Here is a 21,541-nt window from a genome sequence, read left to right as displayed (position 1 = left end):
GATAAAATACTATTCTAATTCAAAGCAAACTTTAAATAAAGCTTTTAATTTAATAGATATTATTAAAATTATGAAAAAAAATTACCCACTATTTTATAATTTTTTTATTAACTTTTTGTGTTCAAGCTATGGGAAGTAATAATGAACAAATATATAACCCAAAAGACACTAAATTTCTAGAAGAAGCTGAAGCTCTAAAATGGGCAAAAGAGCATACTGATAAAACAGAAAAGGCTTGCCAATCTATGCCTACTTATAAGGTAGTTAAGAAAGAAATAGAATCTGTTTGCTATGATCAAAGCAACACTCCTTTTGGTGCTATACGTAAAGGTTACGTGTATAATTTTTGGATGGATTATACAAACCCGCAAGGGTTATGGCGTAGGACATTGGTTGAGAATTACTCGAAAGATAAACCAAATTGGGAAGTTCTAATCGATTTTGATAAATTATCCCAAAAACTCGGTAAAAAAGTAATGTATCGAGGTGGGAGTGATTGTTTTCAAAACCCTAATCGTTTCTTAATTACCATGTCATTTGGCGGTAAGGATAAGATGTTTTTTAGAACATGGGATTTAGAGAAAAAAGATTTTGTAAAAAATGGTTTTGAGCCAAAAACAAGTAGCGGGAAATTACTAGAAGGTAAATTTACTGTCCCTACTTGGGTTGATCAAGATACTATTATATTTATCCAGTTTTACATCAAGAGGAAGTGACTGACTCTTTATATCCTAGCTCGCTCTACATATGGAAGCGAGGAGAACCTATAGAGAAAGCCAAAAAACTATTTGAAATACCAAAGAATTATATACGTGTATCAGCCAGTAAGCTTTTATCCGATAATATTTCTTCATCTTTAATATTTATATCTGCAGATAAGGATTTTTATAATTACGATAATTATATTTTAGATACTAAAGATGAGAGCTTAAAATTACAAAAAATAAATATGCCATCAGATGCAACACCTGAAGGTTCTTTTAAATAATATGTATTTTGGCTACTGCGTTCCGATTGGCAATTTAAAGATAGTAATATAAAGCAGGTTCACTTGTTGCCATACAATACGCTGATCTTCTAAAAGAAGATAGCGATAAAGCTAGCTTAAAAATATTATTTACCCCAACAGAGAGGGAAGTATTGTATTTTGTAGGAATGACTAAAGATACGGTATTTTTAACTAGCTATGAGAATGTTATTTCAAAAGTAGTAATATTTACATTAGAAAATAATGAATGAACAAAACCGGTAACTTTACTGTCTTATGAAAATACAATTTTTGGTATATTGTTTGATGATGAGGAAGAAGATGCATTAATTACTATAGAAAATTCTATAGTTCCTCCCACTATCTATTTATGGGATAAAACTCATGAATTCAAAGTTATTAGAAAGCCTTTATATCCATTTGATAGCAAAAATTATGTTGTAGATCAAAAGGAAGCTACAAGCTCAGATGAAGTTAAAATACCATATTTTATTGTCTATAAAAAAGGTACAAAATTTGATGGTCAGAATCCAACATTACTTGAAGCATACAGCGGTTTTCAAGTAATCAACTCTCCATATTTCTCTCGCATGGAAAATGAAGTATGGGTTAAACATGGCGGGGTTAGTGTTCTTGCTAATATTAGAGGTGGCGGAGAGTTTGGTCCTGAGTGGCATAAGGCGACTCAAGGAATAAAACGTCAAACCGGATTGAATGATTGTATTGCAGTAGCAGAGGATTTAATAAAGCAAAATATTACTAGCCCTGAGTATTTAGGAATTAAAGGAGGAAGTAACGGCGGATTGCTAGTAAGTGTTGCAATGACGCAGCGTCCTGATTTATTTGGAGCTATAGCATTGTGAAGTGCCGATACTTGATACGATATAAAGAATTCGGAGCAGGACATTCATGGGTTACAGAATATGGTGATCCAAAGTAGAAGATTTAGTACATATCAAAAAATATGCACCGCTAGAGAATTTATCTTTAACGCAAAAATACCAAGCTGTGTTAATTACAGATTCAGTATTAGAGCAGCGTGTACACCCATGACATGGAAGAATTTTTGAGTATGTGCTTGAGAAAAATCCAAATACTAAAACTTACTTTCTAGGAAGTGTATATAGTGGGCATGGTAGTGGTAGTGATTTAAAAGATAGTGCCAATTATTTGATCAATATTTATACATTTTTTGCAAATGCTTTGAAATTAAAAATTAATTAAATTTAATACTAGGTCAATATGTGTTACTTATTATACTACTGGATAGTTTTAAAAAAAACATCGATGTCATTCCTGCGAAGACACACGGGTGTCAACTTAAGGAAAAGGTCACCCCGTGGCTTGACCACAGGGTCCATATAATTTTAGTATTTTTAACTGGATCCCGTGATCAAGTCGGCATTGTTGCATGGATCGGAAAACCTACTCGATGTCATTCCCGCGTAGGCGGGAATCCAGAAAAATAACTTCAATATTGCTACAGAAGTTACATACTTGATAAAATAACCATACAAACACTTGTTTTTATATACTTGACTGGATTTCTGCCTTCGCAGGAATGACATAATGTAGATATAATATAAATTCAAGAAAACAATTTTCCAATTCCGCTACGTAATAGATTTTTAGGATTCATTTTACTGGCTTTTTTCATTATCTCGCTTATTTGTTTATATTGCTTTAGCAAAATATTTACCTTTTGTACCGTAGTTCCTGCTCCAGCAGCTATACGTTTCCTACGAGAAGCATTAATTATATCGGGATTTTTACGTTCTTTTGGCGTCATAGATAAAATAATTGCTTCTTGATGTTCAATTATTTTACTATTTAATTTTGATTGATCTATTTGATCCATAATTTTACCGCTACCCGGTAACATACTAAGTATACTTCCAAAACCTCCCATTTTTTTTATACTTCTCATTTGCTGAAGATAATCATTTAAATCAAACTTACCCTTTTTTAATTTAGCTGCCGTTTTTTCGGCTTCTTCTCTATCAACGATACTAGCTGCTTTTTCAACAAAAGAGATAATATCACCCATATCCAGTATTCGAGAAGCTAAACGTTCAGCATCGAATTCTTCTAAATCAGTTAGGTTTTCACCGCTACTTAAAAATTTAATCGGCTTTTTAGTAATATATTTTACACTGAGTGCTGCACCACCCTTGGAATCGCCGTCAATTCTAGATAAAATTAATCCTGAAATTGCTAACTTTTCATTAAAACTACTTGCCGTAACTACTGCATCCTGCCCTGTCATACTGTCGATTACTAACAAAGTTTCTGTAGGCTCCACTATCTTTTTTATTGCAAGCGCTTCCTCCATCATAGCTTTATCAATTTGTGTACGACCTGCCGTATCATAAATTACGACATCATAAGCAGAAATTTTAGCCTCGGCAATAGCTCTTTTGACAATATCGAGGGGTTTCTCACCTTGCACAATAGGTAATGAATTAATCTGTACTGAGTTTGCAAGTATAGCGAGTTGCTCTTGTGCGGCCGGTCTGTAAGTATCTAAAGAAACAAGTAAAACTTTCTTATTTTGATTTCTAAGCCGTAAAGCAAGCTTACTACTCGCCGTAGTTTTACCACTCCCTTGCAGCCCTACCATTAGGAAATTTACGGGCGGCTTTGAATTTAAATTTAGCTTTGTCTCACTTTTACTTGAAGCTAAGAGATTGATCATCTCTTCATGGATAATTTTAATTATCATCTGTCCAGGTGAAACAGACTTAATAATCTCCTGCCCTAAAGCTTTCTGTTTAACTTCCGCTATAAAATCTTTTATCACCGGTAATGCAACATCTGACTCTAAAAGAGCCACTCTTATATCCCGCATAGCAGCATCTATTTGGGCTTCCGTCAAAATGCCTGAGCTAACTAGCTTATCAAAAATCTTCGTTAAATTTTGTGTTAAAGTTTTAAACATGCAAATAATTTAATTTATAAAGTTCCTAAAACCTAATATATACTACGAGTAAATGAACAATAGTCAAAATAAAACATAAATTAAATTTATATTCTAGAGGGAAACCGCTTTCTATCTTGAATATCTATTAACTATTTTTTAAAAAAAAGGAGTATCTCAATATATTTTGTTGTTTTATGGATAACATAGAAAGGAACGTAGTGATATCGTGTTAATTACTAGAAAACTCATTCACCACTAATATATAACTTGTTTTTAAGTCCAAATCATAATCAATGGTATTATATATTAACTTTTTTATGTCGGTAAATTTTTGCAGTAAATATGAAGGGTGTCTATTTGATAGTTTATTAAAAATCTTATTTTCCAAATTTAGAAGTTCAATATTAACATTGGCAGATTTTTTAAGGATTCTATTCATTAATAATAATAAATTATCAATAAAATCTAGCCATAATTCTCGGTCTTTAGTAGTAAAGCGATTAATAAAATCTAACGTTTGGTTATCTGCTATCGACTGAATAAACTCGGAATATAATTCGTTTTTAGTATGATGGATAGATGATCTAACATTAATTTTAAAACATCTGGATCTAATTGTAGAAATAATACTTGCAGCTCTTGAAGTAATTAAAAAAATGTAACTATTCTTTGGTGCATCTTCAAGAATTTTTAAGCATGAATTCGCTGCATTCAAATTCATAAGATCCGCCGAATAAATTATTGCAACTTTATAACCTGAAATTGCAGAAGTTTTACTTAAGAAGTCTTGTAATTTTCTTATTTGTTCAATAGAAATATTTTTAGCATTAGATGTAGCTGAAGTTTCCCTAGCGATGAAATGATAATCAGGATTGTTTTCAAGAGGAATGCTATTCTTAAAAAGCTTAATATATATAAACTCTTCTAAATCTTTTAAAGCTTGCTCTATATTTTCGGCTTCGATAAGCCAACTATTGTATAGCTTATTATGTTTTAAGTTAAACTCTAGGCGTTCAATTATCAATGGTTGTAATATCATTATGAATTGTACTTAAGAAGTATTCTATATCATTCCGGCTTTTGCAGAGCATTATTGCATGAGCCGGTTTTTCTAGTGTCACCCCGCAAGCGTGTAACGGGGTTCGGAAATTATTAGTACTGTAAATACGTTACTTCTTTTAATTACAAGCTTCTTTCATTTTTCTTCCGGCTCTAAAAGTAGGTTGATTGTAAGCATCTATTTTCATTTTTGCTCCGGTTTTTGGGTTACGACCCTCACGTGCTTTTCTATGATGTATTTCAAATGAACCGAAACCTGTTATATTAATATTATGGTGGCTCTTTATAGCACTAATCACACTATCGAGAACTAAATTCAGTGCTTTCTCGGCCTCAGCTTTTGTTAATGTTTTATGTGAAGCATGTTTATGACCATGGTCGGTCATAAATGCTATAAATTCGGTTTTATTCATTTTTTTTTGTTCTTTTTTGTTATGTGTACTCATAATAAAATCAATTCTCCTTTGATAGGTTAATATGTATTGACGTTTTTTTATAAAACAATATATACAACTGGCAATAATATACATCAATATATTTTTTATGTGAGTTAATTATAACAAACTACCCACATACTGCAAATGCCAGTTATTTACAAAGTTTAAAATATATACGTTATTATATTAATTTATAGAAAAATGTAGCCATTTTACATCAGTTATACTGTTAAAACTATCTTAATCAAGTAATTAAAGTGAAAATTTATCATTAAAACCCTAATTTATTGTCAGTAGTAAACAACAAGGTCTTTTACGTTTAACTAAAAGGAGCTTAAATATGTTAATAAATACTTCTAATAATCCACTTATTACTACTGTACATTTATTATCTTCTATAGGTGCTATAAATTGGGGCTTAGTCGGATTATTTAATTTTAATTTAGTCACACTTTTATTTGGCTCATTTCCAATTATTGTTACAATACTTTATATAATTATAGGCTTTTGTGGTGTATATTCTTTCCTTTGTTTAGGTAAGCTATTTTGTAAACCCAAAATAGAAAAGGTGAAGTAACTCTACCTTTTCGTCATTGCGAGCAGCCGTAGGCTGCGTGGCAATCTCATGAAATCATAACAAACTCCTGAGATTGCTTCCTCAATTGCTATGCAATTTCCTCGCAATGACGACCTAACAACCTCACTTGTGCTATAGCAGTTATTGCTGCTGTTTCAGCACGTAATATATTACTTCCTAAACTTATAGATTTTGTATTCTTATATGAGGCAAGAAGTTCCAGCTCATCATTAGTAAAGCCTCCCTCCGGTCCTACAATAATAGTTATATCACTATTACTAAGTGATGATGAAATTCGTAATATAGAATTTTCTTCTTTTTCATGTTCATTAGCATATAACATCAAATTATTATTCTTTTTTAGATAATCTTGTATTGTGATAGCTTTTTCAATTATCGGGGGAGTAAGACGTTCTGATTGCTCTGTTGCCTCAATAACACATTTCGTTAAACGTTCGATATTTACCGATCTCAATTGACACCACCTAGTAATTAACGGAATAATTTTAGTTATACCGAGTTGCGTAGCCATATTTATTGCAAGCATTAATTTATCTTGCTTTATTATAGCAACAGCAAGAGTTAACGTAGATTCTGTATAAGGCTTTTTTAACTGTTCTTTAAGTCTAACCGATAGGTTATTTTTACCTATATAGTTAATTTGTGCTAGAAATTCTCCATCCGTACCGTTAAAGAGACGTAAACCATCATTTACTTTAAGACGTAGCACCGTTTTGACATAATGAACATGATCACTTGCTAATTCTATCTTGCTATTTTCAGCTAAACGACTATTAATATAAATACGGTTATATTTCATATATTTAGTACTATGGACGATAAAAAAGATAATAGACATCTTTCCAAACCAGCTTATAGAGAGGAATTTACAGGAGACACGGAACTCAGCACCACAGCGTATATGGACATACGTGAGGATGCGAGTACCGGACCGACGTCTAAATTACCTCTAGAAGCGAAGTTTGGAAAGATGTCTAATAATATATCAGAAGAAGAAAATTTACCAAAAGAAAAAGAAATTGGCGGTGTTAAAGGTCTAGAACCGACAAGATACGGGGACTGGCAGCATAAAGGTAAAGTCACAGATTTCTAATGCCTTGCCTTCAACACACTAAAATTTTACCCTATAAACCGCAAGAATTGTTTGATTTGGTCTGGGATGTAAAATCTTATCCTAAATTCTTGCCTTGGTGTTCTGCTTCTAGAATTATTTCAGAAAATAATCAAGAGATTATTGCTGAATTAGTAATTCAGTTAAAAGGCTTTTCAGAAAAATATAACTCACGAGTTACACGCGAAATAACAGATGATGGAATATATTTGATTAATACAGTAGCTATTTCAGGACCTTTTGAATATTTAAAAAGTACTTGGCAATTTGTTCCATACACGGCAGGAACTGAATTAAAATTCTTTATTGATTTTAAAATGAAGTCCGTAATACTGGATAAATTAATCGGCACTTATTTTACCAAAGCAACCGAAAAAATGATTATAGCTTTTGAACGGAGAGCTAAAGAGGTTATTAAATAAAAAAGAGTAAGGTTATAGATCTATAACCTTACTCTTTAGAAAGTTTTGTATTTAGTTACTAGGCAATATCAGATATATATCCTTCATCTCCTAAGATTTGAGTTTGATCATCATTAAGATTATTATAATCAAGGCTATAAAACTGCTCTTCTTGTTCTTCACTAGTACTGGAAGTATTATAATTAAATAATTCTTCATAAGCTTCATTTATTTCAGCATATTTTTGTATTTCTTTTGAAAGTTCTACTACTTTATTTTGCATAGCTTTTTCTGTACCATACCATAACTTACTTGTCAAATTTGGCTTGTATTCTGCTAATTGCTTATTTTTGTAACTTTCTCTCTTTGCAACAGTTCCTAAACTTAAAGCTTTTTCAATATCTTCACTTGAATAGCCATTTTGTATTAGCTGCTGAATAATACAAGCATGTAAAGGAAGAATACTAGTATCTGGAACTAATTTATTTGTATATTGTCCTTTCACGCCAGGTATTGCCTGATATAACGCACGATCTGTTGATTCTACTATTTCATAGCCACCATTATGTTTGTAACCAACGCCGTCTCCCGTTAAACTTAAGGTTGGTACGCGAGTTATTTCATTAGATATTATCTTACCGTTTGTTCCTTCAATATATTTACCGGTAAATTTATCTATACCGTTTTTATCTATAGCAGTACCGTATACAAAACTTCCTAACCCCGAAGTAGCCAAATACTCTTCAACTTTAGTTGCTTCATGAGCTTGAGTAAAAAGCTTTATTTGTTCATTACTCTCCATAATGCCTTTTGCCCCATAACTAGTACCAAAAACACCCCCTGTTATTAAAGGTATTTTGCTTAACCAACTACTAGATGAAAAAAAACTACTTATTCCTACAAAAAAGCTTCCTGATGCTAATTTTGTATAAAAACTATAATCTGCTTTTGCTTTTTCTATTAAAGATAAGTAAGTAATCGGTTTATTACTTCCGAATAAGTTTCGTATTAATAATGTCAACATAGTCTATCTCCTTATTTAATTCACCATATTTCATGGTTACAAGTGCACTATACAACAAAAGTAATCAGATATCAATCCTTTATTTAATAATAGATTAATAAACATTAATATTTGACTTGACATTTTTTAGAAAAAACCATATTTTATGGTAAAATTGATCAAAAAGAGGTAGATATGCCTACATACAAAAATTCTAAACATATTAGCACTAAAAAGCTTGCTTATATAGGTTTAGACCTCGCATATAAAACAGATGATTTAAATATTTATAAGCTAAAAGCATCAAAGGTCAATGAACAATTAACAGATAGCGGCTGGAAAATACTGACTGCTTCATGTGATAATATCAACACTGCTAAATATGATTATAAAGCCGTCGCATTTATAAATAAAGAAACTAAAGAAGTTCATATTGCTAGTGCCGGCACAAAATTCAATATATATGATTTATTAGACGACTTGCTTATCGCTCTGCACTATTTACCTACTAAACTAACTCCACTTCAGGATTTTGTTAATGAAATAATTAACAAATTAGGCGGCTTAAGTAAAGCCACAGAATATAGTTTTAATACTAGCGGTCATTCACTTGGAGCAATAATTGCAGATTTAACCTTAGTAGAAATACATTCTCGCAACCTAAATTTTAATAAATCTATAACTTTTGACAGCCCTGGCTCAAAACCGATAATTGAAAGAGGCATAGAAAAAAATTTATTTACCGGAAAAGTAACAACTCCAATAAAAGAGCTAGCTACCCATTCTAAGATATATAATGCACAACATAATCTTATTAATATTACTAATAAGCATTTTGGAAAAACAACAATGGTACTTCCTGGTAAAAAAACAGCACTATCACAATCAGAAGAATGGGCATCATATTTATATAATTTTGCCAAACAAAAAGTTACAAAATATCTAGGAATTAATGGAATAGTCGAAGGCTTTGAAGAAATCATAGCCGGAATCAGTAAACATGGACTTGTTAATTTTTCTGATTTGAAACAGAATATTACTTTAACCATAGATGATTGGGAAGCAACAACACCAAAATATGCTAAAAATACTCTAAATTTAAAAAATAATTTATATAATCAAATAGTTGAAACTGAAACCGGAGCTAATTTAGTTGGGATGTATAATAATTTTCAAAGCTGCAGTCAAGAATATGCTCAGGAAGTCCAAACAACAGGAGATATAAGTAATTATCATCTATATCCTCTAATATGTTAAATAAAAAAATAACATATATAATAAATTTATAGGCAGAAATCACCTTTCGCCTTTCATGTTCATTATTTCTTATTTAGAGCAACTAAATAGATTTCCGTAGATTCACTGCGGCTGGATGAAGGTTTAAAATGTTTCACTGTTTTAAATTCACGCTTTACTTTATGTAATAATTCATTTTCTGCACCGCCACGAAAAATTTTAGCAATAAAATGACCGGAGGGTTTTAGTACTTTTAAAGCAAATTCAAAAGCTTGCTCACACAAAAGTAAGGTTCTTATATGGTCTGTAGCTTTATGACCTATGGTATTTGATGCCATATCACTCATTACTATATCAGCTCTACCGTCTAAAGCCTGAATAATTAATTCTTCCGTATCTACTTCAAAAAAGTCCTGTTGAAAAAATTCAACTCCAGCAATATGTTCGATTTCTAACACATCGATAGAGATTATTTTATTATTTAGGTTATTATCCGAAGCTTTAATAAGCTTGGAAGCTACTTGACTCCATCCCCCAGGAGCTGCTCCTAGATCAACAATTTTCATGTTAGGAGTAAAAAGTTTAAATTTTTCATGAATTTCAAGTAGTTTATATGCAGCTCTCGACCTAAAACCGTCTATACGTGCTTTTGCAACATACGGATCGTTTAATTGGCGTCTAAGCCAATTACTAGAAGAGACGGTGCGTTTTTTAGAAGTCTTAACTCTAACAAATTTATTTCTATAACCGCTTAAATTATTTGTCATAAAATCTTTTATACTTATAAATATAATGAAGAATAAGTAGACGAAGTTTAATCTGGAAAAGAGCAAGGAATCCACAAGACGAGGCACGAAAGCCGTTAATAATACTTGAGTACCACAGTACTTGTAGCCAATTTTTCAAATTAAACGAGTATGCTCTTTTGCTATTTTATCTAATACAGAATTAACAAAACCAATTTCATGCTCATTTAACATATCATTTGCTATGTCCGTATATTCGTTGATTACTACTTTAGCAGGCGTAGTAGGGCAAAATAATAGCTCACATATACTAACACGCAATAAAGCTCGGAGTAAGATCGGCATATGTGCAGGATCTTTATCATTTGTTAAATGATTGTCGATAATTTCGTCTAGTTTATTAATATTTTCAAATACTGACTTTACCAGCATTTTAAAATGACTTATACTTAATGATATTTTTAAATTCTCAGGTAAATCTGTTATAGAATTATTATTTTGATAAAAAGAAAGTACATTTTGCATGATATCATCCATATCGTCGTTATTTTGCAATATGTTTTGATAAATAGCTTGCACTGCTGCAATACGTGCAATAGACTTTTTATTAATTTTATTTGAACTCATAAAGAAAAGAAATTTAAAATTTAATTTTCGTCATTGCGAGTGTGATATGGCGTGATGTCATTCCCGTGAAAGCGGGAATCCAGTAATTAAAAAACATAAATACTATTAGTTTTTAAAACTAATACATTTGGATTACTTCATTTTTTTTTCTGTGGATTCCCGCTTTCGCGGGAATGACATCGGAAACCAAGAAGCAACGTCCACTCACAACGACGAAATGATATCTATAACCTTGCAATGTATACCTTAAAATAATTTATTAGTAAACTTATAAAATTTTTATGCTCTCTATAATAGGATTTATTATAACAATTAGTATCTTGGTATTTATCCATGAATTTGGGCATTATTGTATTGCTAGATATTTTAATGTAAAAGTTGAGGAGTTCTCGATAGGTTTCGGTAAAGCACTAATAGGCATTACCGATAAAAAAGGAGTTAGGTGGAAGATTTGCCTTATACCGCTTGGCGGTTATGTCAAGATTTACGGCTATGATCGCAGCCTTATGGATAAGACTAAAGAAGTTAACGAAAAAGTAGCTTTTGATGCTAAATCTTGTTTAGAACGTTTTTTAATAGTTGCAGCAGGTCCGTTAATTAATTATTTACTTGCCATAATAATATTTGCAGGTTTTTATTGTTACTTTGGAAAAACAGAGATTCCTCCTATAATAGGTGATGTAGTAGCTTCATCACCGGCAGAGAGAGCAAACTTAAGAGCAGGAGATAAAATTGTTAAGGTTAACGATAAATCTGTTAAAGATTTCGGGGACGTGCAGAGAGAGATATTAATTAACGGTTTTAGCTCTTCTACTTTAACTATAGAAAGAAAAAGTGAGGAATTTATCGTTAATATAATGCCTCAAGAAATAATTATATCACCTCCCGAAGAAAAGCAAGTTAAGAAAACTCTTCGCATCGGTATTATAGCTAAAAATGAACCTATTCATACTAAAATAGGAATTTTAGGAGGATTCTGGGAAGCTATTAATACTACTATAGATATGTCTGCTTTAACTCTAAACGCAATATCGCAAATGATTGTAGGAAAACGTTCATTCGATGAGATAGGAGGGCCGATAGCTATTGCTAAAGAATCAGGCAAATCTATAGCTGGTGGAACCCAAATGTATCTGTTATTTATAGCAATGCTTTCCGTTAATTTAGGGTTACTTAACTTACTACCTATACCGATGCTTGACGGCGGACATTTAGTATTTATATTATATGAAGCAATTACAGGTAAATTACCGAATCCTAAGACTAAAAATATTTTGTTACAATTAGGAGCAATAATCATAATTTTTCTTATTATAATTGCTGTTTCCAACGATATACAAAATTTGTTTTCCTAAATTATAGATTTGCTTGCTCTCGTTTATATTATCTACTATAGTGGAGTACATTAATTATGTTTGAATGCATTAGTTAGGAGAACTTTGTATTATTCTTAGCTAAAAGCGGGAATCCAGTTCTTTGTCATACCGCGACTTGAACGCGGTATCTAATTTATTATTTTTACCGTGGTCAAGCCACGGGATGACATTGGGTTTAAACACAGAAATTTAAATTAAATCTTAAAGAAGGTTTTAGGTGACAATCAGATCAATTAGTAAGTTAACAATTTTATTATTAACGATTTTTTATTATCATATTTCATTAGCTAACTCTGTAATTCGTAAAATAACTATCGAAGGTAACCACAGGGTTGAGCGTTCTACTATTGAAAGCTATTTAAAACTTAAGGTAGGAGAAACCTATAATAATTCTAAAGAAGATGAGGTAATAAAACGTTTATATGCCACCTCACTTTTTAGAAATATAAATATGCATATAACAAATGATGGTAATTTAATAGTTAACGTTACTGAAACGCCTTTTATAAGTAGTGTAGTATTTAGCGGTAATTCTAAAATCAAAACTAATATGCTCGCTAAAGAAATTTACACAATGTCGGGTGAATCTCTTAGCCAAGCTAAAATTGAATTAGATGTAAAGAAAATATTAGAAATTTATAAACGTAGCGGACGTTTTGCTACTACGGTAACACCTAAAATCGAAAATTTAGAAAACAACAGAGTTAAGGTTATTTTTGATATAGCCGAAGGACCAAAAACCGGTATTAAATATATTTATTTTAGCGGTAATGAAAATTATAGTGATTCAGAACTTAAATCTATTGTTTTAACTAAAGAATCTCGTTGGTTTCGTTTTTTAGAAAGTAACGATACTTACGATCCTGATAGAGTGGAGTATGATAAAGAATTACTGAGAGAGTTTTATCAATCTGTAGGTTTTGCAGATTTTAGAGTAATTTCGGCATCGGCAGAACTCAATAATACTAAAGAATATTTCACCCTTACCTATTCCATTGAAGAGGGAGAAAAATATAGCTTCGGTAATATTACAATAGACAATAAATTAACTAATATAGATATAACACAGCTTAATAAAATTGTTAATATTAAGCAAGGCAAGGTTTTCAATATGAAAAAGGTTGATGATATAGCTGAAAAAATCGGAGAATATTTTACAGCGAACGGTTACCCTGCGGTAAATGTTTATCCGGATATAATGAAAAATGCTAATCATACTGCAGATATTAAATTTATTATTGAAAAAGCCGATAAGGTTTATATTAATAAAATTAATATTATTAATAACCTTAAAACCGAAGACCCTGTTATAAGAAGAGAATTTAAAATAGAAGAAGGTGATATAATTAATCGTTCATATATTGAAAAAGGTGAGCGTAATCTTAGAAATTTAGATTATTTTGAGAAAGTAGCAATTAGCTTAGCTCCGACTAAAGCTAAAGATAAATATGATGTTAACGTTGAAGTTGATGAAAAATCTACTTCCTCTATAGGTTTTGATTTAGGATATAATACTGCTGGCGGTTTATTCGGACGTTTCTCTTTCTTAGAGCATAATTTAGTCGGTACCGGGAAACTGCTTAATACCGGTGTGCAAGTAAGTAAAAACACTACAAGCTATTACGGTGGTATTACCGCACCGCACTTTTTAGATCGTGATTTATCACTTGGCGTAAACGCATTTAGAAACTATACCGGACGCGGTGCTAGTGTATTAAATACAACTGATCAAAGCTATAAGTTACACTCTATAGGAGTCAAAACTTCTCTTGGTTATGAAATTAAAGAGGATTTAGGTCACGAAATAGATTATTTAATCAAACGTGATATTTTAAGTGCTCCAACTCCATCAAGCTCAATATTCTTAAAGGAGCAAATGGGAAGATTCATTACTTCTGCTATAGGACATACTATTACTTATGATCAAACCGATAATAAAATTGTTCCAAAGAACGGTTATTTAGTAAGCGGCACACAAGCATTTGCCGGCGTTGGAGGTGATAACAAATATATAAAGCATGAAGTTGACGGTAAATATTATAAGTCTTTCATACATAACAAATTTACTTTAAAATTATCTGCTTCCGGAGGCGATATTGCAGGGCTTGGAGGAAAAATTATTAGAATTTCCGATCGATTTAATTTAGGTGATTATAGTTTAAGAGGCTTTGCAAGCGGTGGTGTAGGACCTCGTGAAAAGGTCACTAACGAAGGACTTGGCGGTGAGCGATATTACACATTCTCAACAGAGCTTAATTTCCCAACACCTATACCTGAGGAATTTAATTTAACCGGTGCAGTCTTTATGGATTTAGGAAGCGTTTGGGGAGTAGGCCTAAATAAGAAACAATATCAAACTCCAAACGGTTTTTATAACGATAAATCTCTTAGAGCTTCCGTTGGTTTCGGCTTTATTTGGGTAACACGTTTTGCACCGATCAGAATGGATTGGGGTTTCCCGGTTAAGAAGAAGAAATATGACGATACGCAGCATTTCCATTTAAGATTTTCGACGCATTTATAAAGATGTTTCATTGTCACCCCGTGGCTTGACCACGGGGTCCAATTAAGGATGCTAGTCTTTAGCATTTTAAAATTTTTTATTGGATTGCCACGCTCCTTGTCAGTCATCGCTCGCAATGACGAAACATGTCTCGTAGGAATTCATATCTCAGCATAATATAATCATATTTCAGCCGATGTAGCTCAGCTGGTAGAGCGGCGCATTCGTAATGCGTAGGTCTGGGGTTCAAATCCCCACATTGGCACCATCTTCTAAATAAAACTATAGCCCTATTTGTGATAGGCGTGGTAGAACCTGATATACTAATAATGTATAGAAAAACGCATTCGTGTCATACCGTGGCTTGACCACGATATCCAAAAAAATAACTTAAAATACTAATCATTTATTATCACCATCAATCCAAGTGGTCAAAAAGTCCAGCATCTAAAGAACCTAAAGCAGTTTTAAAAAATGCTTATAAAATAAGTAATGATACTGAAAGACTTATTGCTGTTGATATAAAAAATGACCAGTTTGTAATATTTGATAATACAGGTGGTAATGTAGCTCATGTAAGGACATATCAAGAAATAGAGAGAGATGCTGTTTTAAAAAATAACCTAATCACAACAAAAATATGCAAATAAGGTAATAAAAACTTTAATGAAACCTCGAAGCGGTATAAATTATTGGAATAACAAAATGAAATAAACAATGACAGATAAATTATGGTATGAAAAAATAAATGAAGAAGATGCATATATCAGAAAAACACTTCAAGAATATATAGATTTATATTTCTTTGATTCTGTAGAATTTAAAGCAGTAGAAGATATAACCTTAGAAAATTTAGGTGACTTTTTAGAAGTAATGTTAAAACATTATCAACAATATCATTTTCATTTAGGCGAATTATATGATACTGGAGAAATATCATAAGAATATTTCGATTATGTTTTTATGGATGATGAAAAATATATAAATTATCCTAAATATTCTAAAGAGGATAGACGTAATTTAGGTTGGTTATTGATAGTAAATTATATACAAATGTGTAATCCAAGACTATTTCCAGAAGATGTCCCGCATTTAATAGAATTTTTACACGCTAAAGATGGAGAAGTGACAAAGGCTCAAGAAAAGCTAAATACCTACCTTGCCCAATTTGATTTAATGAAAAGACAAGATGAAGATTACAGATACTGGGAAGCAATCACGAAAGAACGTCATAGCAGAAAATAAACCTTTACCAATAAGACCTATGAGTATTGAACTATCAAAATGCTTGAAAGATTGAAGTGGGCAACTTTTTTAAGACCATCATAGAGCTAGCGAAAGCATCGGGAGTACAGCTGGCGAAGATGATAGCGATAGAAAAAGTAACGGAACTCGCAGTAAATGCTGTAAATAACAACGCACTATCTGGTTTAGGCCAGAAGATAGCGAATAAAATAGCGGGGAGCGTTACTCCGGCTTTAATTTCTAATAACGGGATATTGCTAAGTGCTTACAGTCGTTTAGAGCAGGACGGTAACAAGAGAACATGACGCCATTCGTGATTCCCTGAGCCATAAATATAGGCCAGATTGTAGCAACTGCGGTAATGCACTTTATTAACTGCAAGGTCACCTGAGTATTTTAAACTGGATCTCGCTACAAATGAGCTAGGATGACAGGGTGGAATTAATCCATGCAACAACACCAATGCTACACGGAAATGACAATAAGGTCTTTTTAAGAATGGTGTAAAACAAAACTACCTTTTTTAGGTAATTCCATTATATTTTGTAAAGAATTATAAGTTTTTGCTAAAAAATAATATATATTTAGCTTTATATAAAAAGTGAAAGCCAATTATCACCTTTTATATTCAACTTCTTAAGCCGAATAGCAGATTATGTAATAATTCGTTATTCGTGTTAATTAACTATTATCTTTTTTCTTGGAGGAATATAGATTGTTTCATCTTCAGCATGCGAAATCTTTTCTAAAAGTCCGATAAAACGGTCGTTATTAGGTACTAGCTTTACTATCGCCCACCCCTCTTCTATTGATTTCTTTATGCGTTCTATATCAGATTTATGCTCTGAAAAAGATATAACTTTTTGTGCTGGGTTTTGCATATTGATAAATCAATTATAGTTAATTAATACTATAGTAAATATTTTTAATAAATCAATCACATATTTATTATTTGCTAAATATAAATAAAATGATTACCATATATTATGTCTTGTCTACTTATATCCTAATAAATAGTTTAATTAAAAATTAAAAGTTGTACAATAATTTTTTATTTTAAACATATATGTCACTTATTAACTTTATTTAATTTAAACTGTATAATTTAATTATGTCAAATGATAATTTACAACCGCCTGCTCTTTCTAAAAAGCAATTATTTGCTTTTTTTGGTATGGTTGTCGGCATGTTTATGTCGGTACTTGATATTCAAATTGTCGCTAGCTCATTATCCGTAATAGCTGCCGGTCTTGCCGCTTCAAGCGATGAACTTTCTTGGGTTCAAACATCGTACTTAATAGCTGAAGTTATCATTATTCCTATTACCGGCTTTTTAGCAAGGTTACTTACTACTAGAATTTCTTATTTTATTGCAGCTTTAGGGTTTACGGTTATGAGCGTATTATGTTCGCTTGCAACTAATATTGAAGCCATGATTATCTTTAGAGCATTACAAGGCTTTTTTGGCGGTGCTATGATACCGACGGTCTTTAGTACCGTTTTTATACTTTTTCCTGCATCGCAACGTCCTATCGTTACTATCTTAATTGGACTTGTCGTAACTGTTGCCCCTACTTTAGGACCTACACTCGGTGGATATATTACGGAGATTTTATCATGGCATTTTATGTTTTTATTAAACGTCATACCCGGTATTTTCGTATGCACTGTAGTTTTTTTATATGGGGATTTTGATAAACCAAATTATAAATTACTGAAAAATTTTGATTTTCTCGGTATATTATTAATGGCTTTAACGCTCGGCTTATTACAGTATGTGTTAGAAGAAGGAAACAAAAAAGGTTGGCTTGAGGATAATTTAATATTATTCTTAAGTATTGCAGTAGTTTTAGGTTTTATTTTATTAATCATTAGAGAACTAACCTTTATTAATCCAATTTTAGACTTAAAAACATTTCTTTATAAAGACTTTACTTTTGGTTGCCTTTATTCGTTCGTTATGGGTATCGGATTATACGGGGCAGTATATATATTACCGCTATTTCTCTTTACTATTGCCGGATATGATACATTACAAATCGGGGCTACTATGATGGTGACGGGCGGAGCACAATTTTTATCTGCACCACTCGCCGGTAGAATGTTAGGGCTAGGGGTAGATTTACGCCTGATGCTTATTATAGGGCTTGGAGGGTTTGCTCTTGGATGTCATTTGAATAGTTTTCTAACGCCTGATTCTAAATTTGCTGCATTTGTGCTTCCTCAATTTGTTAGAGGACTTTCATTAATGTTTTGTTTTATACCGACTAATAATATAGCTCTTGGCAATATGCCGAAAGAAAGAGTAGGTAACGCTAGCGGGCTTTATAATCTTACTCGTAATTTAGGAGGAGCGGTAGGGCTTGCAATAATCAGTACTATACTTACTAATGATACTAAAACCTTTATGCAATATTTATCGGAAAATATCTCGTCTACTTCTATAATGGCATTAGAACAACTAGATTCTTATACTGAATTATTAAGCGGAAAAGTTTTGAATCCCGAAAAAGCATCATATTTGTTATTAGCAAACAAATTAAATCATGATGCTTTTGTAATTGCAATAAATAATATATTTAATATGATAGGGCTGTTATTTGTATTTATAATGCTACTAATACCTTTTACTTCAAATATCAAATTAACCGAAAATGTTAATGCTCACTAAAATTAAATTTATATTATATTTTCCTTGGTTATTATTAGAAATATGGAAATCGGCTTTCGCGGTTATTAAAATAATTTGGCAAAGAAAGATAGGAATAGAGCCTGTTTTTGAATGGGTTGACGCAGAAGGGCTAGAAGAAATAGGCGAAATAATTTATGGTAATTCGATTACTCTAACTCCAGGTACAGTAACACTTGATATAAATAATAATATGTTATTAGTGCATGCACTCAATAAATCATCGATTACCGACCTACAAAGAGGTATAATGATTAAAAAAATTAAGCAGATATTAAAAACAACTTGAAGCAGAAAATGATATCAGATATAAACGCTCTGAAGTATAAAAAAGTTTTACTTAAAGTGTCAGGGGAAGCTTTAATGGGAGATAAGCAATTTGGGCATGAATATGACGTAATAAAAAAGATTGCCAGCGATATTAAAGAAGTTATCGATTTAGGAGTAGAAGTCGCTATTGTAGTCGGCGGTGGAAATATTTACCGCGGGATTAATGCAGCACTTGTCGGTATGGACCGAGCTTCAGCGGATTATATAGGTATGCTTGCAACGGTGATTAATGCTTTAACTTTACAAAACGTTATGGAAAGCCTCAATATCTATACAAGAGTTCTATCGGCTATTCCTATGATGAGCGTGTGCGAACCTTATATTCGCCGCAAAGCTAAAAGACATATGGAAAAAAAGCGTGTAGTAATTTTTGCCGGCGGTACGGGTAACCCGTTTTGTACAACCGATAGTGCCGCAGTACTTCGCGCAATCGAAATGAATTGCGATATTTTATTAAAAGCAACTCAGGTTGACGGTGTATATGATTCCGACCCTAAAAAAAATCCGGATGCTAAAAAATATTTCACTATTAGCTATAAAGATGTTATAACTAATAACCTGCAAGTCATGGATACGGCAGCTATTGCAGTTGCAAGAGAAAATAAATTACCTATAAGGGTATTTTCGATAAAAGAACAGGGAAATTTTGCTAGAGTAATACAAGATAAAGGGGAATATACGACAATTGAGAAATAATATATTGTAGTGTGAATTGTTGTATGATTTTTATGTCATTCCCGCATAGGTGTTGTTGCGTAGAGACTAAATCGTCATTGCGAGCAGTCGTAGGCTGCGTGGCAATCTAGAAAAAATAATAAAAAATTCTGTAGATCAGAAATTTTTACTAGATTACTTAGTCAAAACTTATAGTTTTTCCTTGCAATGACGGAAAAACCAATCTACGCGGGAATGACATCAGGGGCATTTCCTAATACACATAACAATGTCTCAATTCGTGTATTAATAATAATATATGGATAAATAAAGATGGATAAAGAGCATTTAAAGAAAAACTTACAAGAAAAGATGGAGAAAGCTCTAAAAGTTTTAGATCATGAGCTTAAAGGGCTACGTACCGGTAGAGCTTCAGTGAATTTACTTGATAGCGTAACCGTGGAAGCTTACGGGAGTAAAATGCCGCTTTCACAAGTTGCTTCTCTATCCACCCCTGATGCACGAACAATTAACGTGCAGGTTTGGGATAAATCTATGGTATCATCGGTAGAGAAAGGAATTACGATAGCAAATCTTGGCTTAACTCCTGCAACGGACGGTCAATTAATCAGACTGCCTATACCGGCTTTAACTGAAGAAAGACGTAAAGAACTGGTAAAGCTTGCTCATAAATACGGTGAAGATACTAAAATTTCATTACGTAATATTAGAAGAGACGGCAATGAAGCACTTAAAAAGCTAGAAAAGGATAACGTTATCGCAAAAGATGAGCATCATAGCTTATCTGAACAAGTACAAAAGCTAACCGATGATTATAGTAGTAAAGTTGACTCGGTAATAAAACAAAAAGAACAAGAAATAATGACTGTTTGATTTTCTATGTCATTCCTGCTTTAGATTTGTTGCGTGGACCGGTAAAATCCACTGTGTCACCCCGTGGCTTGACCACGGGGTCCATAAAAACAATAAAAAATACTAATAATTTTATTTTTAACTGGATCCCACAATCAAGTCGCGGGATGACAGCGGTGGAATTAATCCACGCAACAATACCTTGCGAGGAGCGAAGCGACGTGGCAATCCAGAAAAATCGATCCATGCAACAATGCCAAGCGAGAATGACATAAATTGAATCTATACTGACAAAATAAAATGACAAAATTAGTTAGAGATTTAATTCCAGAAATTATATTAAAATCAGGCAGGATACCAGTTACTCATATTGCTGAATCATATGAGTATAAAGAATTATTAAAAAATAAACTACTAGAAGAAGTAGAGGAAATTTTACAAGATGAGTATATGGAGAAGTTACCGATATATTAGAAGTACTTGAAACAATCTGTAATATTAATGGCTATAAACTAAAAGATATATTAAAAATTAAAAAACAAAAAAAGAAAGTGAATGGTGGTTTTGATAATAAGATAATTTTAGAAAAAATAACTAATTAGCTTTTTTGCCTTAATAAAATAAAGGAGTCATGCAATAAAATCGGCTATAGAACCTTGTATCACAGGCTGTATCCAGGATCTAGCTCAACAAGTCGCAGGATGACAGAAATACCGTTACACACAGGCAAGCCTTCACGGGAATA

At 32.2% G+C, this 21,541-nt stretch carries 20 protein-coding genes, 1 tRNA gene and 2 pseudogenes; 15 read left to right on the top strand and 8 right to left on the bottom strand.

Annotated features, from left to right (window positions below; translation table 11 throughout):
• Positions 1-128 precede the first annotated feature (128 nt).
• Positions 129-2,212, top strand: a pseudogene (locus C4Q30_RS10060) (prolyl oligopeptidase family serine peptidase).
• Positions 2,213-2,576: 364 nt separating this feature from the next.
• Here the strand turns inward: C4Q30_RS10060 and ffh are convergent.
• From ffh to C4Q30_RS07635, 3 genes are all read right to left on the bottom strand, one after another.
• Entirely contained in the window at positions 2,577-3,926 is a 1,350-nt protein-coding gene (gene ffh / locus C4Q30_RS07645) for a signal recognition particle protein (RefSeq protein WP_014013923.1), read from the bottom strand.
• A 211-nt stretch (positions 3,927-4,137) separates the two neighbouring features.
• The gene (locus C4Q30_RS07640; protein WP_209445218.1) at positions 4,138-4,947 is read right to left on the bottom strand and encodes a DNA polymerase III subunit delta'; all 810 of its coding nucleotides are present in this window, start codon (positions 4,945-4,947) and stop codon (positions 4,138-4,140) included.
• A 139-nt stretch (positions 4,948-5,086) separates the two neighbouring features.
• Positions 5,087-5,413, bottom strand: a complete 327-nt coding sequence (locus C4Q30_RS07635) for an HU family DNA-binding protein (RefSeq protein ID WP_103897645.1) — start codon at positions 5,411-5,413, stop codon at positions 5,087-5,089.
• A 331-nt stretch (positions 5,414-5,744) separates the two neighbouring features.
• Here C4Q30_RS07635 and C4Q30_RS07630 point away from each other — a divergent pair, with 331 nt between their 5' ends.
• Positions 5,745-5,981 (top strand): DUF378 domain-containing protein, encoded by a 237-nt coding sequence (locus C4Q30_RS07630; RefSeq protein ID WP_014013919.1) that lies wholly within the window; start codon positions 5,745-5,747, stop codon positions 5,979-5,981.
• 88 nt (positions 5,982-6,069) lie between these two features.
• Here C4Q30_RS07630 and C4Q30_RS07620 read toward each other — a convergent pair whose 3' ends face one another.
• The gene (locus C4Q30_RS07620) at positions 6,070-6,801 is read right to left on the bottom strand and encodes a 16S rRNA (uracil(1498)-N(3))-methyltransferase (RefSeq protein ID WP_103897764.1); all 732 of its coding nucleotides are present in this window, start codon (positions 6,799-6,801) and stop codon (positions 6,070-6,072) included.
• 12 nt (positions 6,802-6,813) lie between these two features.
• Here C4Q30_RS07620 and C4Q30_RS07615 point away from each other — a divergent pair, with 12 nt between their 5' ends.
• Both C4Q30_RS07615 and C4Q30_RS07610 read left to right on the top strand, forming a co-directional pair.
• The gene (locus tag C4Q30_RS07615) at positions 6,814-7,095 is read left to right on the top strand and encodes a DUF1674 domain-containing protein (protein WP_103897643.1); all 282 of its coding nucleotides are present in this window, start codon (positions 6,814-6,816) and stop codon (positions 7,093-7,095) included.
• Entirely contained in the window at positions 7,095-7,535 is a 441-nt protein-coding gene (locus C4Q30_RS07610) for a type II toxin-antitoxin system RatA family toxin (protein ID WP_103897642.1), read from the top strand. The genes C4Q30_RS07615 and C4Q30_RS07610 overlap by 1 nt, the downstream gene beginning before the upstream one ends.
• Positions 7,536-7,593: 58 nt before the next feature.
• On the opposite strand, the gene C4Q30_RS07605 is transcribed toward C4Q30_RS07610, so the two are convergent.
• Complete coding sequence (locus tag C4Q30_RS07605) at positions 7,594-8,538, bottom strand: hypothetical protein (RefSeq protein WP_103897641.1); 945 nt, start codon at positions 8,536-8,538, stop codon at positions 7,594-7,596.
• Positions 8,539-8,712: 174 nt separating this feature from the next.
• Here C4Q30_RS07605 and C4Q30_RS07600 point away from each other — a divergent pair, with 174 nt between their 5' ends.
• Positions 8,713-9,774: a hypothetical protein gene (locus C4Q30_RS07600; protein ID WP_103897640.1), complete on the top strand. Its 1,062-nt coding sequence runs from the start codon at positions 8,713-8,715 to the stop codon at positions 9,772-9,774.
• Positions 9,775-9,836: 62 nt separating this feature from the next.
• On the opposite strand, the gene C4Q30_RS07595 is transcribed toward C4Q30_RS07600, so the two are convergent.
• A complete protein-coding gene (locus C4Q30_RS07595; RefSeq protein ID WP_103897639.1) occupies positions 9,837-10,520 on the bottom strand; it encodes an RlmE family RNA methyltransferase in 684 nt (227 codons plus the stop codon).
• A gap of 135 nt (positions 10,521-10,655) precedes the next feature.
• Positions 10,656-11,126: a transcription antitermination factor NusB gene (gene nusB / locus C4Q30_RS07590; protein ID WP_012152483.1), complete on the bottom strand. Its 471-nt coding sequence runs from the start codon at positions 11,124-11,126 to the stop codon at positions 10,656-10,658.
• A gap of 281 nt (positions 11,127-11,407) precedes the next feature.
• Between nusB and rseP the strand changes: the two genes are divergently transcribed.
• The 5 genes and pseudogenes from rseP to C4Q30_RS07565 all read left to right on the top strand — a co-directional run bounded on the left by rseP (position 11,408) and on the right by C4Q30_RS07565 (position 16,555).
• Positions 11,408-12,481 carry an RIP metalloprotease RseP gene (rseP, locus tag C4Q30_RS07585; RefSeq protein WP_103897638.1) on the top strand — a complete coding sequence of 358 codons (1,074 nt, stop codon included), beginning with the start codon at positions 11,408-11,410 and terminating at the stop codon, positions 12,479-12,481.
• A gap of 238 nt (positions 12,482-12,719) precedes the next feature.
• Entirely contained in the window at positions 12,720-15,026 is a 2,307-nt protein-coding gene (gene bamA / locus C4Q30_RS07580; protein WP_103897637.1) for an outer membrane protein assembly factor BamA, read from the top strand.
• A 171-nt stretch (positions 15,027-15,197) separates the two neighbouring features.
• Positions 15,198-15,273: transfer RNA gene (locus C4Q30_RS07575), tRNA-Thr, on the top strand.
• 449 nt (positions 15,274-15,722) lie between these two features.
• A pseudogene (locus C4Q30_RS10580) lies at positions 15,723-16,305 on the top strand (hypothetical protein).
• A 64-nt stretch (positions 16,306-16,369) separates the two neighbouring features.
• The gene (locus C4Q30_RS07565) at positions 16,370-16,555 is read left to right on the top strand and encodes a hypothetical protein (RefSeq protein WP_014013909.1); all 186 of its coding nucleotides are present in this window, start codon (positions 16,370-16,372) and stop codon (positions 16,553-16,555) included.
• 372 nt (positions 16,556-16,927) lie between these two features.
• Here the strand turns inward: C4Q30_RS07565 and C4Q30_RS07555 are convergent, their stop codons facing one another.
• Positions 16,928-17,131 carry a DUF2674 domain-containing protein gene (locus C4Q30_RS07555; protein WP_004996604.1) on the bottom strand — a complete coding sequence of 68 codons (204 nt, stop codon included), beginning with the start codon at positions 17,129-17,131 and terminating at the stop codon, positions 16,928-16,930.
• Positions 17,132-17,361: 230 nt separating this feature from the next.
• On the opposite strand from C4Q30_RS07555, the gene C4Q30_RS07550 reads away from it, so the two are divergent.
• The 5 genes from C4Q30_RS07550 to C4Q30_RS08900 all read left to right on the top strand — a co-directional run bounded on the left by C4Q30_RS07550 (position 17,362) and on the right by C4Q30_RS08900 (position 21,270).
• Positions 17,362-18,921 (top strand): DHA2 family efflux MFS transporter permease subunit, encoded by a 1,560-nt coding sequence (locus tag C4Q30_RS07550; protein WP_103897636.1) that lies wholly within the window; start codon positions 17,362-17,364, stop codon positions 18,919-18,921.
• Complete coding sequence (locus C4Q30_RS07545) at positions 18,905-19,228, top strand: monovalent cation/H+ antiporter subunit E (RefSeq protein WP_004996606.1); 324 nt, start codon at positions 18,905-18,907, stop codon at positions 19,226-19,228. Before C4Q30_RS07550 ends, C4Q30_RS07545 begins: the two co-directional genes overlap by 17 nt.
• An 8-nt stretch (positions 19,229-19,236) precedes the next feature.
• Positions 19,237-19,965 carry a UMP kinase gene (gene pyrH / locus C4Q30_RS07540; protein ID WP_103897763.1) on the top strand — a complete coding sequence of 243 codons (729 nt, stop codon included), beginning with the start codon at positions 19,237-19,239 and terminating at the stop codon, positions 19,963-19,965.
• Positions 19,966-20,256: 291 nt separating this feature from the next.
• The gene (gene frr, locus C4Q30_RS07525; protein WP_014013906.1) at positions 20,257-20,817 is read left to right on the top strand and encodes a ribosome recycling factor; all 561 of its coding nucleotides are present in this window, start codon (positions 20,257-20,259) and stop codon (positions 20,815-20,817) included.
• 279 nt (positions 20,818-21,096) lie between these two features.
• Positions 21,097-21,270: a nucleoside triphosphate pyrophosphohydrolase family protein gene (locus C4Q30_RS08900; RefSeq protein ID WP_010976865.1), complete on the top strand. Its 174-nt coding sequence runs from the start codon at positions 21,097-21,099 to the stop codon at positions 21,268-21,270.
• Positions 21,271-21,541 lie beyond the last annotated feature (271 nt).

The sequence above is a fragment of the Rickettsia fournieri genome, from assembly GCF_900243065.1.
In the GTDB taxonomy this organism is placed as follows: Bacteria; Pseudomonadota; Alphaproteobacteria; order Rickettsiales; family Rickettsiaceae; genus Rickettsia; species Rickettsia rickettsii.
The sequence above is the reverse complement of the archived record's forward strand: the minus strand, read 5'-3'. Positions and strand labels throughout refer to the sequence as shown.